We start from the raw sequence: 18204 nt of genomic DNA, 5'->3' as shown, positions 1-18204 counted from the left end.
ACCGGACAGATTGACCGGTGGAACATTCTGCCGATAAGCGCTCGTTACGCAATATCGGCGGCAGCCTGCAGTTCTTTAGGGCAAGGCAGTTATTTTTTTGCAATGGCCAGTGGGGCTTACGCGTTGGCGATTTGTCAGCCTGCACTACACGTTCTGCGAATTTGTTATCCCGGAGGATCGACGCTAATAAGTACTTTGGCTGCCTGAATTATTCGGCCTCACTCAGAACAACTGCCTTTGCCCGGACATCAAGGTCGTGAAATCATCGCGCAGCAGCGGCAGGATCGCGTCGGCAACGGGCTGCAATTGCCGCGTCAGATAGTGTTCGTAGTCGATGGCCGAGCGCAGCGTTTCCAGCGGTTCGGGTCCGGCTACCGTCATCACGTAGCTGATCCAGCCGCCGTTCTGGTATTGCAGCGGGCGCCCCTGGCTGCGGTTGAATTCATCCGCGACGCGCGCGGCCCTGACATGGGGCGGCACGTTGCGCTCGTATTCGCCGAGCGGCCGGCGCAGGCGCTTGCGATACACGAGTTGCTCGTCGAGCTTGCCTTCCAGCGTGTCGCGCACGTAGTCGCGCACGTAATCCTGATACGGCTGCTGCTTGAAGATGCGCCGGTATAGCTCCTGCTGAAATTGCTGCGCGAGCGGCGTCCAGTCGGTGCGTACCGTTTCGAGTCCTTTGTAGACGATGTCTTCGCTGCCGTCCGGCAAAACCGTGAGGCCCGCATAGCGCTTCTTGCTGCCTTCCTCCGCGCCGCGAATGGTCGGCATGAAGAAGCGCCGGTAGTGCCGCTCGAATTGCAGTTCGAGCGCGCTGTCGAGGCCGAACCGCTCCTGCAGATTCTGCCGCCACCACGCGTTGATATGCTCGACCAGCGCGCGGCCGATGCGGCTCGCGTCCTCTTCGCTGTGCGCGTGCTTGAGCCACACGAAGGTCGAATCGGTGTCGCCGTAAATCACTTCGTAGCCTTCGCCCTGAATCAGCCTGCGCGTGGCGTGCATGATTTCATGGCCGCGCATGGTGATCGACGACGCGAGACGCGGATCGAAGAAACGGCAGCCGGTCGATCCGAGCACGCCATAGAAGGCGTTCATGATGATCTTCAGGGCTTGCGAAAGTGGCTTGTTGTGCTCGCGTTTCGCCGTTTCGCGGCCCTGCCAGACCTGTGCGACGATCGACGGCAGACAATGGCGCGTGCGCGAGAAGCGTGCACCGAGAAAGCCTGGCACCGAGTGTTCGTCGGCGGGATTTCGCATGCCTTCCACCAGCCCCACGGGGTCGATCAGAAACGTGCGGATGATCGACGGATACAGGCTCTTGTAGTCGAGCACCAGCACCGAATCGTAGAGGCCTGGGCGCGAGTCCATCACGAAGCCGCCGGGACTCGCGGCGCCGGCCACATCGCCGACATTCGGCGCGACATAGCCTTGCCGGTGCATGCGCGGCATGTACAGATGCGTGAATGCCGCCACCGATCCGCCGCTGCGATCCGCGGGCAGGCCGGTGACGCTGGCGCGTTCCAGCAGGAACGGCAGCAACTCCGTCTTCGCGAAGATGCGCGTGACGAGTTCGCAGTCCTTGAGGTTGTACCGCGCGAGCGCGGGCTTGTCCTCGTCAAAGCGGCGCTGGATTTCGTCCATGCGCTGATACGGATTGTCGATCGCTTTGCCTTCGCCCAACACCGAGCGCGCGACATGTTCGAGACTGAACGATGGAAAACTCCACGTCGCCGAGCGCAGCGCCTCGATGCCGTCGATAATCAGGCGTCCCGCGGCGCCCGCAAAAAAATGATTCTTGTGGATACCGTGTTCGCGCCAGTCCATCACTGCGCCGCCGCGGCCGAGCCGCAGCGGCACGCGAAACTGTTCGGCGTGCTGCTGCAGCACACGCAGATCGAACTGCACGAGATTCCAGCCGATGATCGCATCGGGGTCGTGCCGCGCGAGCCATAGGTTCAGCTTTTCGAGCAACTGGGCGCGGGTTTCGCAGTATTCGAGCGCGAAGTCGAGCGCACCCGCTTCTCCGTCGCCGTCGCCGCCGTCACCATTAGGCGGCCCCAGCATATACACTTGGCGCTGCCCGCAGCCTTCCAGCGCGATCGAGTAAAGCTCGGCGCGAGCGCTCGTTTCGATGTCGAGCGAAACCGTCTTCAATGCAGGGCGATAGCCGATGGCCGGCTTGAGGTCGCCGTTCAGCAGCGGGCCGCTGCTGCCGGCGCCCCCGCCATCGCCGCCGAACCACACCGGTGCGGTGATGAAGCGCTCCATCATGTAGCGCTCGGGCGGAAAGATGTCCGCTTCGTAGACGTCGACGCCGCCTTGCTTGAGACGCTTTTCAAAGCCGGTTAGTTGCCGGTATTGCGGGCAGTAGAGCCCCATGACCGGCCGATGCTGAAAGTCGCTCAGTTCGAGCGGACGGAGATCGAGCGGTGCTTCGCGGCGCAGGATCGTTTCGGCGCGCTCGCGCTGCTCGGCGGGAATGAACGCCACTGAAGGCTGAGGGCGCAGACGGATGTGACGGGGCCCGCCGTCGGTTGCCAGCCAGAAATCGACTTCGGTGCCCGCGGGCGTGTCCCGCCAATGCCGGGTCAGAATGAAACCCTGTTCAAGCTCAGTCAAACGTCCACCTCTAAAGCAGGCGCCATCGCCTCAGGCGATTTTAACGCCATGCGCTTCGAGCCGGGACGCCGTCTCCTGGCGCGACCGGGCAGGCGCAGGGGCTGCCCGCATGAGGCCTTCGCGTGCCAAGGCTGCAGCCATGCTGCTCAGTCTGTATCATCCGGGTGGAGCGTTTCCTTCGGCGCGGTCCATGCGCCGGTCAAGTCTACTAACAACGGAGTGAACGAAATGACGTTGAGCAAACTCGTGGTGGTCGTCGCAGTGGCTGCAACCAGCCTGGGTGCGCAGGCGCAAGTTGCCGGCACGCAGCCGCTGAGTGTCACGGTCGAACAGTCGAACGCGCTGTTGAGCGGCTGGAGTGTCAAGAAGAGCATTCTCGGCAAGGCCGTCTACAACGACCAGAACGAGAAAATCGGCACGGTTCGTGATCTCGTGGTCGCACCGGATGGCTCGCTGTCCGCCGCAATCGTCTCGGCAGGGGGCTTCCTCGGCGTGGCGTCGCACGACGTCGCGGTGCCGATCGCCGCGCTGGATATCCGCCAGGGCAACTTCTATCTGGCCGGCGCCACTAAAGACGCTTTGAAGGCGACGCCTGAGTTCCAGTACAACAAGGTTCAAGCGCCGCCGAAGCCCAAGAAGCTGACGGCGCAGTAAGTGGGATAGGGCCGGCGAGGCGACCGGCCCTTCAGACCGTCACAGGCCATCAGGCCTCGAGAGCCAGCGTGGCGAACGTGCCCAGCCAATGTTCGCCCATGTAGTCGCCAGCCACGTGCGGCAGCGCGCTTTGCAAATGCCGCTCGGCCGAGTCGAATAGCACCGCCCGGCGCACGTCGCCAGTGGGCAGCGCGCGCGCCAGCGAGCGCTGGCACCATGCGCGGCTGAGATTCAAGCCGTCGAGATGCGCGATCTTGCCGTCGGTGCGATCCGTCACGGTGACCGGCTCGAACAGCGTGGCGGGCTTTTTCGCGCCGAGATCCGGCAGAAAGCGCCCGAACCAGTCGACGAATTGCGCGGGCGGCAGCACGCGCCGCATCAGCTCCGCCTCCATTAACGCGGGCGAGAGGAATTCGTCGCCCGCGGGCTCCCATGCCTGACACGCGACGTCGTTCAGGAACCAGCGCTCCGCGGTATTCACGATCAGCGCTTCAAGCGATTCACGCGACGTTTGCCGGGCGAAATCCAGCGTGAGCGCCAGCGCGAACGCCATGTTGAAGTGCGTCCCCACGCGCAACGGATAGGTTGCTTTCGGCAGAAACTCCTCGAAGCGTTCGACAAAGGCCGCGGTGAGCGGTGCAAAGGTTCTGGACCAGCGTGCCGCGTCCGAGAGTTTCAGCGACTCGAGCTGGGCGCTGAGCGCGAGCAGCCACGCCCAGCCATACGGACGCTCGAAACCACGGTTGTGCGGCAGATCGAGATACGCGCGCTCGCCGGCCACATTGGCATCGGTGAAATGCTCGTCGACCACCGCGACGATGCGTGCCGCTTCAGGCAGATCGGGAAAGCGCTCGAGCAGATGCAGGATCAACCAGTAGCCGTGCACGCACGAATGCCAGTCGTAGCTGCCGTAAAAAATCGGATGCAGCGCGCGCGGTCCTTGCACGTCCTGCGGCCCGGCGAGCGAATGCGTCAGCTTGTTCGGGTATTCGCGTGTGAGATGGGCAAGCGCGAGATTGGCGAATCGGGATGCGAATTCGGGCGTGAGTTGAGTTGTCATCGGCGCCTCCTCAAAAGCGGCAAGCAAATAGTATGACAGTATGGTACCCGATGACGCCGGCGGGATTGCGCGGGACTTTAAGAGACTAGATGCCCCGTCCGACAGTGCGCAAAAGATCGTTGACTGATGCCCGCGTATTGATCGCATTGATGATATCGGTGAGGAACCACGGCAGGATAAGCTGCGTGTTGGGATCGCTCACCCCGACGCTAATGACCGGCGCATTCGCGGGCGGTGCGATGGAGTTCCGATCGTTCACGGCGACGGGTGTGGGTGCACGCGTATCGGGTTGCGCCGTTTGCGCGAGATGAACATTGGCGTCCGGCCACGCTGGCGAACACGCGGCAGTGAGCAGGATAAGGGGCACTGCAAAACGAAGGGCGCTCATAAGGAGATCTCCAAAGAAGGGACGGGGTTTGCTTTCCCCGGACGACCACCGGCATTGGTCATTTCAAGGCGTGCACCGGCGAAAGGGTTGCGTGGCGATTGGAAAGCGTCGTCGCTGATCGGGCGTAATACGGGGTGCAATGCCCAGCAACTCTGTCGCGGCATCTATTACCCGGGCGGCGTCAAGCGTCAACAGGCAATCGCTCCCGCTATCGACGTGGCCTTCGCAGCCCTCCAGCTTGCAGGGCACGCATGCGCCGGCGCCCTGAAGCAGATAGACGTTGCCGCGCCGCCCGGACCCGGAAGTTATCCAGGGACTGCTGCCGGTCCAGCCCTTTGGCCACGGTCCCCAGCGAACCGGATTCGACGGGCCGAACAGAGCGAGGGTCGGGGTGCCCGTGGCAGCGGCGATATGCGAGGCCGAGGTGTCAGGTCCGAGGAAGAGCCGCGCGCGTCGAATCACTTCGGCGGTTGCCGCGAGGCTCAGCTTGCCGACCACATCGACTGTTTCGATTCCGGCACGCTCACGAATAGTGCGTGCATACGTCACTTCGGCTGCGGCAGGGCCGCCTGTCAGCACAACGGCATAGCCGCGTGCGTGCAGGAACGCCAGCACGGCGATCCAACCTTCGGCGTGCCACATCTTGTAGGCATACCGCGGATACATGTGCACTACTGCGTAGGGCTTGCCGGCAATTGATGCGAGCGACTGCTCGAGATGCGCGAGCTGCGCCGGCTGGCTGCGCACCGCGGGCGGCACGACTTCAAAGCAGGGCGTGATGCCCAGCAAGGTCGTCAGCAAGACACCGCTTTGGACGGCATGGAGGTCGTGATCGCGATCGACTATGAACCGGTGCAGCATCCATTTCTTAAGGCAGCTTTTGCGCAGCGAAGCGACGATGCCGATTCGCTTTCTCCCTGCCATCCAGCAAAGAAAACTGGCGAGGCTGGAGGTCCGCAGCGAACATCCGAGGTCATATTGGCGCCAGATCTTGCGTGCGTCGTTGAGGCGCTGGGCAAGCCCCGCACGGGGCGAGATGGGAATCACTCGGCGTATATCGGGGTTGCTCTCCAGCACGCCATCGGTGCCCTCGAAAACCAGCATGTCGATTTGCGCATTGGGCCAGTGCGATTTCAGGGAACGCGCAACCGGCGTGCTGAGCAACACGTCTCCAATACGCCCCGTGCAGACGATGAGGACCGACCGGGGCGGGGCAGCATCAGGGAAGAGTTCGGCCATGTAGCGCTCGATTGGCGGATATGCACCAGTGGATCGACCCGTCAAGTATTGTAAGTGCGTTTCACGAAGTTGGCTCAATGGTGCACACAGCATTGCCAATCCGCACACAGTCGAGGCGGTTAAACGTCGTCAGGCATACGCCGGCTTGCATGATCCAATCCCTGGAATTCAGTAGACCGCTGGTGTACCTGCCGGGCGATGTTTGAAGCGTCTGTGTACCCAGTAGTACTGGTCGGGAAGGCGCCGGATCTGCTTTTCAAGAAAGGCGTTCATTGTGCGTGCGTCGTGGCTTTCGCTATAGGTGGGATAGTTTTCGAGCGGCTCGAAGATGGTCAGCTTGTAGCCGCGAAATTCGGGCAACACCTCGGTCACAAAGGGTACGACGCGCGCGCCGGCCAACTTCGCAAGTCGTGACACGGAAGTCAGCGTGCAGGCCGGCACACCAAAGAGCGGCGCGAACACCGAACCCTTTGTGCCGTGATCCATGTCCGCTGCCAGCATCACGGGAATGCCCGAGCGCAGGAGTCTGACGACATGCTTCGCACTCGCGCTGCGTTCGATCATGTGAGCGCCGAACCGTCCGCGCTGATGCCGCGCGAGCTCGCAGACACGCGCGCTCGACATTCGCGTATAGAGCGCGGCGACTGGCAGACGCGAGGAATACAGCATGCAACCTACTTCGATTCCGACGAAGTGAAAGCCCATGAAGATCGTCGGTGGCGCATCCGGGTTGTACAGATCGATGCGACTGTCCAACTCGACCAGCCGCTCTATCGTGCGCAAACTGCCGAACCACTGAAAGCCCCGCTCCAGGTAACTGCGTACAACGTGCTGAAAATGCGCGAGCGCGAGTTCTTCGCGCTTGCGCTCGGTCTTCAGTGGAAAGCACAGGCGGAGGTTGACTAGCACCACGTGCTTGCGGTGGCTCGGCAGCATGTACAGCATGGCGCCAAGCGCATTGCCGGCTCTTGCAACCAGCGCGTACGGCAGAACCGACAGCAGACGCAGCAAACCGAGCAGCAGCCAATAACCGAGACTTTTCATGCGGACGTCCGTTGTTAATGGATACATTGATGGCCACGCAGTTCAAGGTGCAATTGAACCAGCCACGCAAAAGGGCAGTCATCGTCTATCGATGCTTCAAGACCCTGCTTGCCGATCAGCTGAACCTTATGCGCCTGTCTCGCTGCATCGAACGCCCGCCGCGCTCGCCAGCGCAGCACCAGCATGATCAGGGCGGCGAGCAGAAAAATGCTGCCCTGGTACGGCCATATAGGCGCACCGTCGTCGAGCAGGCCGAGCACCGATACAAGGCTGACGCAAGGGACGATCGCGATAGCGATCGAAACCAGACAGAGCACGAAGTTGGCGCGCAGTGCGGTCGCGGTACTGGCTTTCATGGACACGCTCCTACAATCAGATGATCCAGGTTCCCATGTTGGACGCGCATGGCTTACCCGACACTTACCGGTGCGCTGCGCAGACCGTCATGCGTCGGCTCTGCAGTTATTGAGGAGAGGGATCCGCGTAGTCCGGCAATTTGTCGGCGTCAGCGGATTTCGTCGAGAGCATGCGGCGCCTCTGCAGGTAGAGGTCCCGAGTGAACGAATAGGGATCGATCGCCGCCTGTGAAAGCAGATTGGACGCGCTTAGCAGATCGGCGCGGGTGCTGACCAAGCGGGTACCGGCCACCGATGCCTGGACAGCAACCGGTGCAGCCGCGAACGGGTTGAGGAAGCTGTCGACGGCGACGTTACTCACATCCCGCACGCTGCTCGGTCCGAACAGAGGCATCACCAGATACGGCCCGATCGGTACGCCATAGTGAGCGAGTGTCAGCCCGAAGTCCTGGTGGTGCTTGGGCAACCCCGCGGGCGTGGCCCAGTCGATCAAACCGCCGATCCCCAGCGTGGAGTTGAACGCGAAACGCACCACATCTTCGCTCGCGTCCGTTGCTTTCAGTTGCAGCAGGTCATTGGCAAAGTTGCCGATGTCGCCAAGGTTGGAGAAGAAATTGCGCACAGCGGTTTGCACCGGTGACGGCATCACTTTCTGATAGGCCTTCGCGGTCGGTTTGACCACATAGGTGTCGACCTTGTCGTTGAACGAGTAAATGCTCCGGTTCATCGGTTCGAGCGGGTCGCCGGCGGTGCGCCCTGGCCCGGTGGCACATCCGGATGAAAGAAGCACCGTGACGATGAGTGCCAGGGTATTCAGATCGCGCCTTTTCATCGCGGGACTCCCGGTACAGGAATGACAAAAGGGGTACTAACCATGCCGCGCTGCTGCCGTGGCGAAGGAAGGTCGATGCGATGGTGCGACCGGAAGACTTACCGGCGACTTACCGCTCAATGCGCGCTCACTGAACGATCACCTTGCAGTCCCTTACCGCTAATTCGGCGTGAATCGTTCGGAACCAGGCAGGCTGCGCGAGCCGGATGGCAAGTGTCGGGTAAGTCACGCGGCTGCACGATTGCGGCACGTACTGCAGCGGTGCGGCGTATGGGGGCGCACGGATCCGGCTCCGCCGAGCTCGAATCTCACTTCCGCGATTTGGGGCCATAGCGTCAACAGATCAGTTCTGGTGGTTCACCATGGTTTGAGTAAGTAACGAGTAAGTCGGCCGGTCCTAAAGTCGAGTTCGCCTCATCCCTCTACTTCAGGAACGACTGTGAAAAAGACTTCTCGCCGTGGGTCCCCTTTGCTGCTGGCCATTGTGTCAGTCCTGCTTCATTCGGGTAGCGTACGGGCAGACAGCGGCAGCGAAGATTCAGCCGAGGCGAATGATTCGGGCTTCACGGTGCTCAGCAACGCCACGAATGTGACCCACTGGGGTCTTGGCGTGGGAGCCGGCGTTGAGGCGTCGCCTTACAAAAGCGGCAAGACCAAATTCTCGCCGATTCCGCTGGTATCCCTGGATAACAAATGGGTGCATGCTTTTGGCACGACCGTCGACCTGAAGATCGGAAAGTGGGACAACGTAAGCGTTGCGTTGCGCGGCAGTTTTGCAATCGGCGACGGCTACAAGAATAATGATGCGTCCATCCTCAACGGTATGGAAAATCGCAACGGTGCGTTCTGGTACGGCCCGGCGCTCGCCTGGAAGACGGCATTCGGCACCTTGGAGGGCGACTATCTGCTGGGAGGGAATAAGGGCGAGCGCGCTAAAATCGACTTCAGCAAATCCTTCGACTATGGCAATTTTTCCTTTGAGCCGCACGCCGGTGTCGAATGGCTGAGTGCCAAGTACGTCAATTACTATTACGGCGTGCGGTCGTCGGAGGTGAGAGCGGGGCGCCCCGAGTACACTGGCAAGGCAGCCTACGACGTGTCGGTCGGCACGCGTGTGGACTACAAATTCACGCGCCATCAGATAGTGATTCTGGACCTGGGCGTGTCGCACGCCACCAGCGGCATCACCAACAGCCCGATCGTAGGACGGAGTTACATTCCGGGAGCCCGGATCGGCTACCTGTATCAATTCAATTGAGCACTGCGTTATGTCGCGAGTTGCAATTGTCGAGGATCACGAACGTTTGGCAGAGATGGTGCGCCAGGCCCTGGTGGCGGCAGGAATCGAGGCCGATCTGTTTCACAACATCTCCGAGGCCAGATATGGCGTGAGCCGAGCCGACTATGCGGTACTGATCGTGGACCGCGGCTTGCCGGATGGCGACGGGCTCACCTTTCTGCGCACGCTGCGCGCCGCTGGCCAGATGACGCCGTGTCTTATGCTGACTGCGCGCGATGCGCTGCACGACCGCGTGGACGGACTCGAGAGCGGCGCCGACGACTATGTGACCAAGCCGTTCGCCATGAGCGAGCTGGTGGCGCGTGTGCGCACCTTGATGCGCCGTCCGGCGGCGCTGACGGCACTGGTTGCGTCGTACGCCGATATCACGGTCGATCCCCAGCAACGTGCGTTGCGCTGCACCACTCACTCGGTTTCACTCGCTCCGGCGGAACTTCAGATCCTGCTGAGCCTGATCAGCGCGGCCGGCCAGACGGTGCGGCATTCGGCGCTGGAGCATGCCGCGTGGGGGTTGGGTGAGGCAGTGACGCCCAACGCGCTGGAGGTGACCGTACACCGGCTGCGCAAGAAACTGCTCGCGGTGGGCGCGACCACCCGGCTGGCGAACATCCGCGGCGCCGGCTTCGTGCTGCAGCCGGGCTCCGGGTCAACCGGTGCGCGCGGTGAGCACGGGTCGTAAGGGAGTGGCATATGAAGAAGCTGATCCTGGTAGTCGACGGCGACGTTGCCTGCGGTGATGCAGCCGTGCCGGAATTGATCCACACAGTACATGCTAAGGGATACGTGTTTCGTCCGCTACCTGATGAGAAGGTTCACAAGGCGTCGCGCTCATTGACGCCAGCCGTTAGCCCGCAGTGAGAACGATGCGGACTCACATCAGGTGACCTGCTAGCCGGCCTGGACCCTGGATACACGCAGGGAAGTCAATTAACGGTAACTCATCTGACATGCTCAATCACTGGATTCGAAGTCTGTCCGCGCGCCTGTGGGTGACTAGCATCGTTGCGCTCGCGGTGTGCCTGACTGCGTTGGCCATGGGCATCACCTACATGTTCAATCATTTTCCGGAGCAGATGCTCGGGCGGCACGAACAGAAGGAAGGTGCCCAGGACGTCGCGGACGGAATCACCTTTGACGGCACTGGCCGTCCGATCTCCGTCAAGCTTCCCCCGGAGCGCGCATGGCTGTTCACAGCGGCGCCCACTGAGGCCGGCTATCGTGTGCTCGACGCGCGGGGAAGCGTGTTGCTCGCATCAGTTGACGCATGGGACGATAAACCGTGGGTTCAGGGCGATCTCACCGAGATGGTGAACAAGAGTGAGAGGGTGAAGATCCGCGGCAAGCCATTCGACATTACGACGCTTGCGGTTCGGCACGGACAGGCGGTCTTCTATGCCCAGACTGCAACAAGCGCACGCCTCCTCGAAGCGATGATTGGCTCGAAGGTCAAGCAGATTCCGGCCACCGTCAGAATCGTCGTATTCCTGGCGGCGATCATTTTCGGCGTGACGCTGAGGTTTACCGTGCATCGCGTGCTGAAGCCGCTAAGAGAGGCGTCGAGCGCCGCTGCGCTGATTACGCCGCGAAATCTGAGGACACGCTTGCCGTTAGAGGGTGTGCCGACTGAGATCAAACCGCTGATTCACGCGTTCAACGAAGCGTTGGGAAGACTGGAAAACGGCTTCTCTGTGCAACAGCAATTTCTTGCGTCGGCTGCGCACGAGCTCCAGACGCCGCTTACCTTGATTCGCGCACAGATTGAACTGCAGCCTGAAATCAATGGAAAGGAACTGCTGTTTCGCGAGATCGATCTGATGGCGCGACAGGTTCGGCAGCTGCTGCATCTGGCCGAAGTCAGCGAATCGCAGAACTTCAGCTTCGGCGATGTGAACCTCGTGGAGGTCGCACGGGACGTCCTCGCGTATCTCGGGCGCAAAGCGGACATGAAACACGTGAAGCTGGAACTCGAGACTACCGATCCGCCGGCATCGATATGGGCGGACAGGAGTGCGCTATTCATTCTCCTGAAAAACGTCGTCGAAAACGCCATCAACGTTTCGCAGCCCGATAGTGCCGTATGGCTCATTGTCGGCGCGGGCTCAATCGAGGTGCGCGACGAAGGACCAGGTATCCGGCAGGAGTACATGCCGTTCCTGTTCAAGCGTTTCTGGCGCGCGCCGGATGCGAGGCATGATGGCGCCGGTTTGGGACTGGCGATCTGTAAGGAAATCGCCACTGCTCATGAATGGCGGTTGACTGTCAACAGTTCGTTCTCTGGAACTGGATTTATTGTCTGGCTGTAGCGGCAGCCTCACGCATCACATTGTGTGTGGCGACGACTTCTTTGTACAGCTACGGACTTTTCGTGCGTCATCAAGTACCAGGAAGAGGCAGGTTTAAAACAACTCGAGAATCCGGTGATACATCATGCCGAGTTCCAGCGCCGGCCCACGCAAGGCCGGGCCGCCGGGAAAGCGCGCATGCCGCAACCGGGCGAACAGGTCGAAGGCCGCCGTCTCGCCGGCCATGGCCTTCGCAATGACGCGTCCGGCAATGCCGGTCAGCGCCACGCCGTGCCCCGAAAACCCTTGCACGTAAAAGTAGTTGGGATCGATCGAGCCAAAGTCGGGCGCGCGATTACGCGTGACGTCGACAAAACCGCCCCAAGCATAGTCGACGCGCACGTCGCCGAGTTGCGGGAACACGCCGATCATGCGCTTGCGAATCTCTTCGCCCAGTTGCACCGGTGAAGCCCCGGTCGAACTGGCGCGCCCGCCGAACAGCACGCGATGATCCGCCGACAAGCGGAAATAATCGAGGAAGAAGTTGTTGTCGCAAATCGCCTCACGCCCTTTGATCAGCGCGTTGGCGCGCGCCTCGCCGAGCGGTTCGGTGGCGACGATATACGACGCGATCGGTGCGATGCGCGCGGCTACCGGCGCCGGCAGCACGTCGCCGATCGTCGCATTGCCGCACGCCGCGACGAAGCGGCAGCGCACTTCGCCGCGGGCGGTGCGCACGACAGGCCGCGCGCCGCGCACGACCTCGATCACCGGCGAATGCGCGAACAGTTGCGCGCCTTCGCGGCGAGCCGCTTCGGCGAGGCCGAGGCAGTACTTGAGCGGATGCAGGTGGCCGGAAAAAGGATCGTAGACGCCGGCCAGATAGCGCTTCGATGCGACGCGCGCACGGACCTCGTCGGTATCGAGCCACGAGAGTTTCGTATAGCCCCAGCGTTGCGAGGCCGATTCCATCCACGCGCGCAAATCCGGCACACGTTTCGGTTTGGTGGCGACCGTCAGATAGCCGGATGTGAAATCGCAATCAATGCCGTAACGCTCGATGCGCTCGCGCACCAGCGCCACGCCTTCCACCGACATGGCCCACGCGGCGCGCGCGCCGTCGAGTCCGAGCTGGCGCTCCATGATCTCGTCTTTCGCGAAACCCACCAGCGTCTGCCCGCCGTTGCGGCCCGACGCACCCCAGCCGGGGCGGTGCGCGTCGAGCACGACCACCGACAAGCCGCGTGCCCGGCACTCCAGCGCCACCGACAAGCCGGAGAAGCCCGCGCCGATCACGCAGACGTCGGCCTCCAGCGCGCCGTCGAGCGCAGGGTCGTCGACGGGCGGGCGGGGCGCGCTCGCTTCATAGTAGGAGTTGGCGATCAGCGCGTCGGCGCGAAGGTCGAGCGGGTTGAAACCGGGAGTCGGCGCATTCATCAAAGCAGATCCTTCATTCGATACCAGGCCATGGCGAGCACGAGGGCAGGGGTGCGCAGTGTAGCGCCGCCAGGAAAGTCGCGGTGGCGAATCTTGCCGAACAGATCGAAGCGCGACGCCTGGCCATCGATGGCCTCGGCGATCAGTTTACCCGCGAGTCCCGTCGTGTTCACGCCGTGGCCCGAGAAGCCTTGCGCGAAATACACGGTAGGCGACAGCCGGCCGAAATGCGGCGCGCGGTTCATGGTGATGTCGACGTAACCGCCCCACGCGTAGTCGACTTTGACGTCGTCGAGTTGCGGGAAAGTTTTCAGCATATCGCGGCGCATCGCTTCGCCGAGATTGCGCGGCGCGAATGTCGAATAGCTGACCTTGCCGCCCCAGAGCAGCCGGTTGTCGGGCGCGGGGCGGAAGTAATCGAGCACGAAGCGGCTGTCGCAGACGGCCGCCTTGGCGGGCATCAGCGCTTCGGCACGGTCGGGGTCGAGCGGTTCGGTGGCGATCACGTAGGTGCCCACGGGCATGATCTTGCTCGCGATATCCGGCGCGAGCTTGCCAAGATAGGTGTTGCAGGCGAGCACGACGAAGCGTGCCTGCACTTTGCCGCGCTCAGTTTCGGCGACATGTCCGCCGTTTTCCGCACGCAGCGCCGTGACGCAGCTATCTTCGAAAATCCGCACGCCGGCCTCGCGCGCCGCGCGCGCCAGCCCCAGCGTGTAGTTCAACGGATGCAGATGGCCGCTGTCCGCGTCGAACAGGCCGCCGAGGTAGCGTTGCGATTGCACGTATTGGCCGACGCCGTCAGCGTCGACGTAACTGAAGCGGTCATAGCCGAAGCGCTGGTGCGCTTCGTCACGCCATTTTTGCAGCGCGTCGGTATCGCGCGGCTTGTTTGCCGCGGTCAGATAACCGATGGTGAGATCGCAGTCGATGTTGTGCTTCGCGACGCGTTCCTTGACGATGTCGAGCGTTTCGATCCCCATGTCCCAAACACGCTTCACGTCGTCCGCCGGCATGAACTTCGCGAACGTGTCGATATCGCACGCGAAACCGCCGATCAACTGGCCGCCGTTGCGGCCGCTCGCCGCCCATCCGACTTTGGAGGCTTCGAGCACCGCGACCGAATGGCCGCGTTCGGCCAGATTCAACGCGGTGGAAATGCCGGTCAACCCGGCGCCGATCACGCACACGTCGACGTGAATCGTTTCGTCGAGCGTGGGATAGCGGGTCGTGTCGTTGGCAGTGGCGGCGTAATACGAGGCGACGTGAGGCTGGTTCGAGAATCGGAGCATAGGCAGGGTATGCAGAAGATGCCTGCGCGTGGCCTCTCTGGAGCCAGGCCACGCGCGGGCAGTACGGATTAGAACGAGTAGATGAACTGGGTCGCGAGCAGGTCGTTGGACTTGCCGTACGAACCGTCGTTCTTCAGGAACACCTGTTTGTTGGCCCAGTCGTGGCGGTATTCCACCTTGACCGTGATCTGCTGGGTCGGGAAGAACAGCAGGTCGAGCGCCACGTCCTGACGGGTCGCGCCCTTGCACTCGAAGCCGACACCACCGTTCGCCTTCGAATTGGCGAGACAGTCCGCGCCGATACCGAAGCCGTCGGCCGTGTCCATGCCGTTCGAGTTCAGCGCGATGCCACCGCCACCGCCGCCGTTCTTGCTGTCGACCAGCAGGTCATAACGCACGGTTGCACCCATGCGGCCCACCACCGGCAGATTGAACTTGCGGTGCGCGAGCAGCGAGAGGCCGTACCATTGCGCCTGGCCGCCGTTGAACGCGCCGTTCTGCTGCTGGCCGTAGTCCAGTTCGGCGTTGTACTGCACGTCCGCGAGCGTGTAGGTCAGGTCGGCTTCCGTGAAGAAGAACGTACCGCCCGCGCTCGGCGAGTTGCCGCCGACGCCGTACACGAACGAACCCGGAATCGGGGCGCCGGTGGCATCGGTTGCCTGCGCACTAGGCAAAGTCTGACGGCCGATGTTGAACGAGCCACCCACGTCGAGCGCGCTAGACCACGTGTAGTCGACCCGCGACGTGAAGGTCGGAATCTTGTTGCTGGTCGTGATCGGATCGCCCAGTGCATTGGTGCCGACCTGCGTCGTCGCGCCATACGTGCGGTACTGCTCGTTGCCGAGGAAGAACTTCCACGCCCAGTCGCCCTTCGTGTAGTTCGCGCCGATGCCGATGTAGCTGCCCGGATCCGAGAAGTCATACAGCAGGTTGTGCGTGAGCGTGAGCATCTGGTTCGACTGCTGCACCTCATAGCCGCCGAAGCTCGGAATCAGACCGGCCACGAGCGTCGTGGTCGCGTTCAACGGCACGTTCACCACGGCCGTGTTCAGGATGTTGTTGCCGATATTGCCGTGCTCGTTCTGCAGCAGCGTAATGCCGTTGCCGCGGTTCGGCATCAGCGTGATCTCGGCCGACGGCGCCATCGGGCCGACACCGAAGGTCTTCTTGATGTCGAGGTACAGGTCGCCGAACGTGCTGTTGAAGTAGTTGTAGGCGCTCTCGTGGTTCGCGAACAGGAACGACGAGCTGCTCTGCGCGCGGTTATAGATGTAGGTCGGATCGATATAGCCGGTCACCGACAGGCCCGCGATCGGGCCGGTATTGGCCGCATCCACCAGCGAGTCGACCTTTAGCTGCTGGTTGGCGATCTGCTGCTTCATCGAATCGACCTGATCGTTGGTCAGCGTGGCTTGTGCCTTGCCGTAGTCAGGCGACGAGATGTCCACCGGCGCGGCCACCACTGCCGGAGCAGGGGCTGCGGCGGCGGCTGCCTTCGGTTTGGTGGCGACTTCCGCCCGCAGCTGCTTGACCTCCTTTTGCAGCGCGTTGAGTTGGGCTTGCAGCGCCTTGATCTGGTCGCTGGTGGCATCTGCCATGGCCATGCCAGGCAGACTCCCCGCCACCAACAGACAGATGAGCTTCTTTCTCATGCAAATTCTCCTTATTGGTCGTATTGCAAAAGGACTTCTTATGCGCGCGCCGTACCGAGCGACTTGCGTGCCACTGCCTGGGGTGCTGCCGGCAACGGGTCGGCAGCAGCCTCTGCATCGGCAATCGCGAACGCCATCTGCATGTCGCGGGTGCGCTTGCGTTCACGCAACTGCATCCAGCGGTTCACCGCGATCACGCCGATCGTCACCGTGGTGATGAAGATCGTGGCAAGCGCGTTCATTTCCGGATTCAGACCCAGGCGCACCCGCGAGAACACGACGAGCGGCAGGGTGGTCGAGCCCGGACCCGACAGGAACGCGGAGAGCACCAGGTCGTCGAATGAGAGCGTGAACGAGAGCAGCCAGCCAGACATCAGCGCCTGCGAGATCAGCGGCAGGGTGATCAGGAAGAACACCTTGAACGGCGTGGCACCCAGATCGAGCGCGGCTTCCTCGATCGACTTGTTCAGTTCCTTCACCCGCGACTGCACGATGATCGCCACGTACGACACGCACAGCATCACGTGGCCGATCCAGATCGTGAAGAGCCCGCGCCCCTTCGGCCAGCCGAGCATCTGTTCGAGCGCAACGAACAGCAGCAGCAGCGAGATGCCCTGAATCACTTCGGGAATCACCAGCGGCGCGTTGATCATGCCGGCGAACAGCGTGAAGCCCTGAAAGCGCCCGAAGCGCGCCAGCACGAAACCCGCCCATGTGCCGATCACGACCGAAGCGCACGCGGTCAGCAGACCAATCTTCAGCGAAAGCCACGCAGCGTTCAGCAGTTCGCCGTCCTGCAACAGCGCCCCGTACCACTTGAGCGAGAAGCCGGACCAGACCGTGACGAGCTTTGATTCGTTAAACGAATAGACGATGAGGCTGATGATCGGGATATACAGAAACAGGAATCCGAACGTCAGCACGCTATTGGAAAGCGTTCTGTTTGGCTTGATCATTTTGTACCTTCTAGTTCCTTGACCTGGTAATACTGGAACACGGCCATCGGCACGAGCAGCAGCACCACCATCGCGACCGTCACGGCTGACGCCATCGGCCAGTCCATGTCGTTGAAGAATTCATCCCACATCACGCGGCCGATCATCAGCGTGTCGGCGCCGCCGAGCAGTTCCGGGATCACGTACTCGCCCACCGCCGGAATGAACACCAGCAGGCTGCCGGCGATAATCCCGTTCTTCGAGAGCGGCAACGTGATGCGCGTGAACGCGGTCCACGGTTTGCAGCCCAGGTCGTAAGCGGCTTCGAGCAGCGTCAGGTCCATCTTCACGAGGTGCGCGTACAGCGGCATCACCATGAACGGCAGGTACGAATAGACCATGCCGATATACACGCCAATATCCGTGTGGTAGAGACGCAACGGTGAATGGATCAGGCCGATCGCCATCAGCGTGTGATTGAGCAGACCGTCGTCCTTCAGGATGCCGATCCATGCATAGACGCGGATCAGGAACGACGTCCAGAACGGCAGCATCACGCCCATCATCAGCAGGTTGCGCTTCGTGGGTTCCGAGCGGGCGATGTAGTACGCAATCGGAAAGCCGATCAGCAGGCAGAAGAAGGTCGAAATCGCCGCCATCTTCAGCGAGCTGATATACGTGGCGATATACAGATCGTCCTGCAGCAGGAACGCGTAGTGGCTCAGCTGCATGGCGAAATGCACCATGCCGTCCTTGACCGTCACCAGATCGGTGTAGGGCGGAATGCCCAGGCGCAGATCGGCGAAGCTGATCTTCAGCACCAGCACGAACGGCACGGCGAAGAACAGCGTGAGCCACAGGAACGGCACACCGATCACCGTGCTGCGGCCCGAGGGCAGCAGCATGGCAAGGCGCTTCTTCAGCAGACCCAACAAACGGCTGCCGGACGGCGCGCCGAGCGCCGCGGGGGAGGAGGTAGTGGGATTGCTCATTGCGTCAGCACCACGCCGCTAGCCGGCGACCAGTAGACGAACACGTCGTCGTTGTACGAGGGCGCACCTTCGCTCATCAGGTGCGAGCTGGACAGATTCGACACCACCGTCTTGCCGCTCGG

17 protein-coding genes and 1 pseudogene are annotated in these 18204 nt (G+C 61.9%); 5 read left to right on the top strand and 13 right to left on the bottom strand.

Annotated elements, in window-relative coordinates:
• Positions 1 to 222 precede the first annotated feature (222 nt).
• Positions 223 to 2619 carry a DNA polymerase II gene (locus A6V37_RS20970; RefSeq protein WP_064286309.1) on the bottom strand — a complete coding sequence of 799 codons (2397 nt, stop codon included), beginning with the start codon at positions 2617 to 2619 and terminating at the stop codon, positions 223 to 225.
• A gap of 228 nt (positions 2620 to 2847) precedes the next feature.
• On the opposite strand from A6V37_RS20970, the gene A6V37_RS20965 reads away from it, so the two are divergent.
• Positions 2848 to 3273, top strand: a complete 426-nt coding sequence (locus A6V37_RS20965; RefSeq protein WP_064269092.1) for a PRC-barrel domain-containing protein — start codon at positions 2848 to 2850, stop codon at positions 3271 to 3273.
• 49 nt (positions 3274 to 3322) lie between these two features.
• Here A6V37_RS20965 and A6V37_RS20960 read toward each other — a convergent pair whose 3' ends face one another.
• The 6 genes from A6V37_RS20960 to A6V37_RS20935 form a co-directional block, all read right to left on the bottom strand.
• Positions 3323 to 4333 carry a DUF2891 domain-containing protein gene (locus A6V37_RS20960; protein ID WP_064269090.1) on the bottom strand — a complete coding sequence of 337 codons (1011 nt, stop codon included), beginning with the start codon at positions 4331 to 4333 and terminating at the stop codon, positions 3323 to 3325.
• A gap of 85 nt (positions 4334 to 4418) precedes the next feature.
• A complete protein-coding gene (locus tag A6V37_RS20955) occupies positions 4419 to 4721 on the bottom strand; it encodes a hypothetical protein (RefSeq protein ID WP_064269088.1) in 303 nt (100 codons plus the stop codon).
• A 63-nt stretch (positions 4722 to 4784) separates the two neighbouring features.
• Positions 4785 to 5960 (bottom strand): glycosyltransferase family 9 protein, encoded by a 1176-nt coding sequence (locus tag A6V37_RS20950; RefSeq protein WP_064269086.1) that lies wholly within the window; start codon positions 5958 to 5960, stop codon positions 4785 to 4787.
• A gap of 168 nt (positions 5961 to 6128) precedes the next feature.
• Positions 6129 to 7004, bottom strand: coding sequence for a lipid A biosynthesis lauroyl acyltransferase (locus A6V37_RS20945; protein ID WP_064269084.1), 876 nt, complete (start codon positions 7002 to 7004; stop codon positions 6129 to 6131).
• A 14-nt stretch (positions 7005 to 7018) separates the two neighbouring features.
• Positions 7019 to 7360, bottom strand: coding sequence for a hypothetical protein (locus tag A6V37_RS20940; protein ID WP_064269082.1), 342 nt, complete (start codon positions 7358 to 7360; stop codon positions 7019 to 7021).
• Positions 7361 to 7466: 106 nt separating this feature from the next.
• Positions 7467 to 8192, bottom strand: coding sequence for an MlaA family lipoprotein (locus tag A6V37_RS20935; RefSeq protein WP_064269080.1), 726 nt, complete (start codon positions 8190 to 8192; stop codon positions 7467 to 7469).
• 439 nt (positions 8193 to 8631) lie between these two features.
• Between A6V37_RS20935 and A6V37_RS20930 the strand changes: the two genes are divergently transcribed.
• From A6V37_RS20930 to A6V37_RS20920, 4 genes are all read left to right on the top strand, one after another.
• Complete coding sequence (locus A6V37_RS20930; RefSeq protein ID WP_064269078.1) at positions 8632 to 9450, top strand: MipA/OmpV family protein; 819 nt, start codon at positions 8632 to 8634, stop codon at positions 9448 to 9450.
• Positions 9451 to 9460: 10 nt separating this feature from the next.
• Positions 9461 to 10171 (top strand): response regulator transcription factor, encoded by a 711-nt coding sequence (locus A6V37_RS20925; RefSeq protein WP_064269077.1) that lies wholly within the window; start codon positions 9461 to 9463, stop codon positions 10169 to 10171.
• An 11-nt stretch (positions 10172 to 10182) separates the two neighbouring features.
• On the top strand, positions 10183 to 10350 hold the full coding sequence (locus A6V37_RS40880; protein ID WP_157447896.1) for a hypothetical protein: 168 nt from the start codon (positions 10183 to 10185) through the stop codon (positions 10348 to 10350).
• 131 nt (positions 10351 to 10481) lie between these two features.
• On the top strand, positions 10482 to 11795 hold the full coding sequence (locus A6V37_RS20920) for a sensor histidine kinase (RefSeq protein WP_341272023.1): 1314 nt from the start codon (positions 10482 to 10484) through the stop codon (positions 11793 to 11795).
• A gap of 93 nt (positions 11796 to 11888) precedes the next feature.
• On the opposite strand, the gene A6V37_RS20915 is transcribed toward A6V37_RS20920, so the two are convergent.
• The 6 genes and pseudogenes from A6V37_RS20915 to A6V37_RS39340 all read right to left on the bottom strand — a co-directional run.
• On the bottom strand, positions 11889 to 13211 hold the full coding sequence (locus A6V37_RS20915; protein ID WP_064269073.1) for an NAD(P)/FAD-dependent oxidoreductase: 1323 nt from the start codon (positions 13209 to 13211) through the stop codon (positions 11889 to 11891).
• Complete coding sequence (locus A6V37_RS20910; RefSeq protein ID WP_064269071.1) at positions 13211 to 14503, bottom strand: NAD(P)/FAD-dependent oxidoreductase; 1293 nt, start codon at positions 14501 to 14503, stop codon at positions 13211 to 13213. The genes A6V37_RS20915 and A6V37_RS20910 overlap by 1 nt, the downstream gene beginning before the upstream one ends.
• A gap of 68 nt (positions 14504 to 14571) precedes the next feature.
• The gene (locus A6V37_RS20905) at positions 14572 to 16155 is read right to left on the bottom strand and encodes a DUF3138 family protein (protein ID WP_064286308.1); all 1584 of its coding nucleotides are present in this window, start codon (positions 16153 to 16155) and stop codon (positions 14572 to 14574) included.
• 38 nt (positions 16156 to 16193) lie between these two features.
• Entirely contained in the window at positions 16194 to 17111 is a 918-nt protein-coding gene (locus tag A6V37_RS20900) for an ABC transporter permease subunit (RefSeq protein WP_064269067.1), read from the bottom strand.
• Entirely contained in the window at positions 17108 to 18082 is a 975-nt protein-coding gene (locus A6V37_RS20895) for an ABC transporter permease subunit (RefSeq protein ID WP_064269066.1), read from the bottom strand. Before A6V37_RS20895 ends, A6V37_RS20900 begins: the two co-directional genes overlap by 4 nt.
• A pseudogene (locus A6V37_RS39340) lies at positions 18079 to 18204 on the bottom strand (polyamine ABC transporter ATP-binding protein); the annotation flags it as partial. The pseudogene A6V37_RS39340 and the gene A6V37_RS20895, both read right to left, overlap by 4 nt.

Origin of the sequence: Paraburkholderia ginsengiterrae (assembly GCF_001645125.1) — a bacterium.
Lineage (GTDB): Bacteria > Pseudomonadota > Gammaproteobacteria > Burkholderiales > Burkholderiaceae > Paraburkholderia > Paraburkholderia ginsengiterrae.
This window is presented reverse-complemented; position numbering and strand designations above follow the sequence as displayed.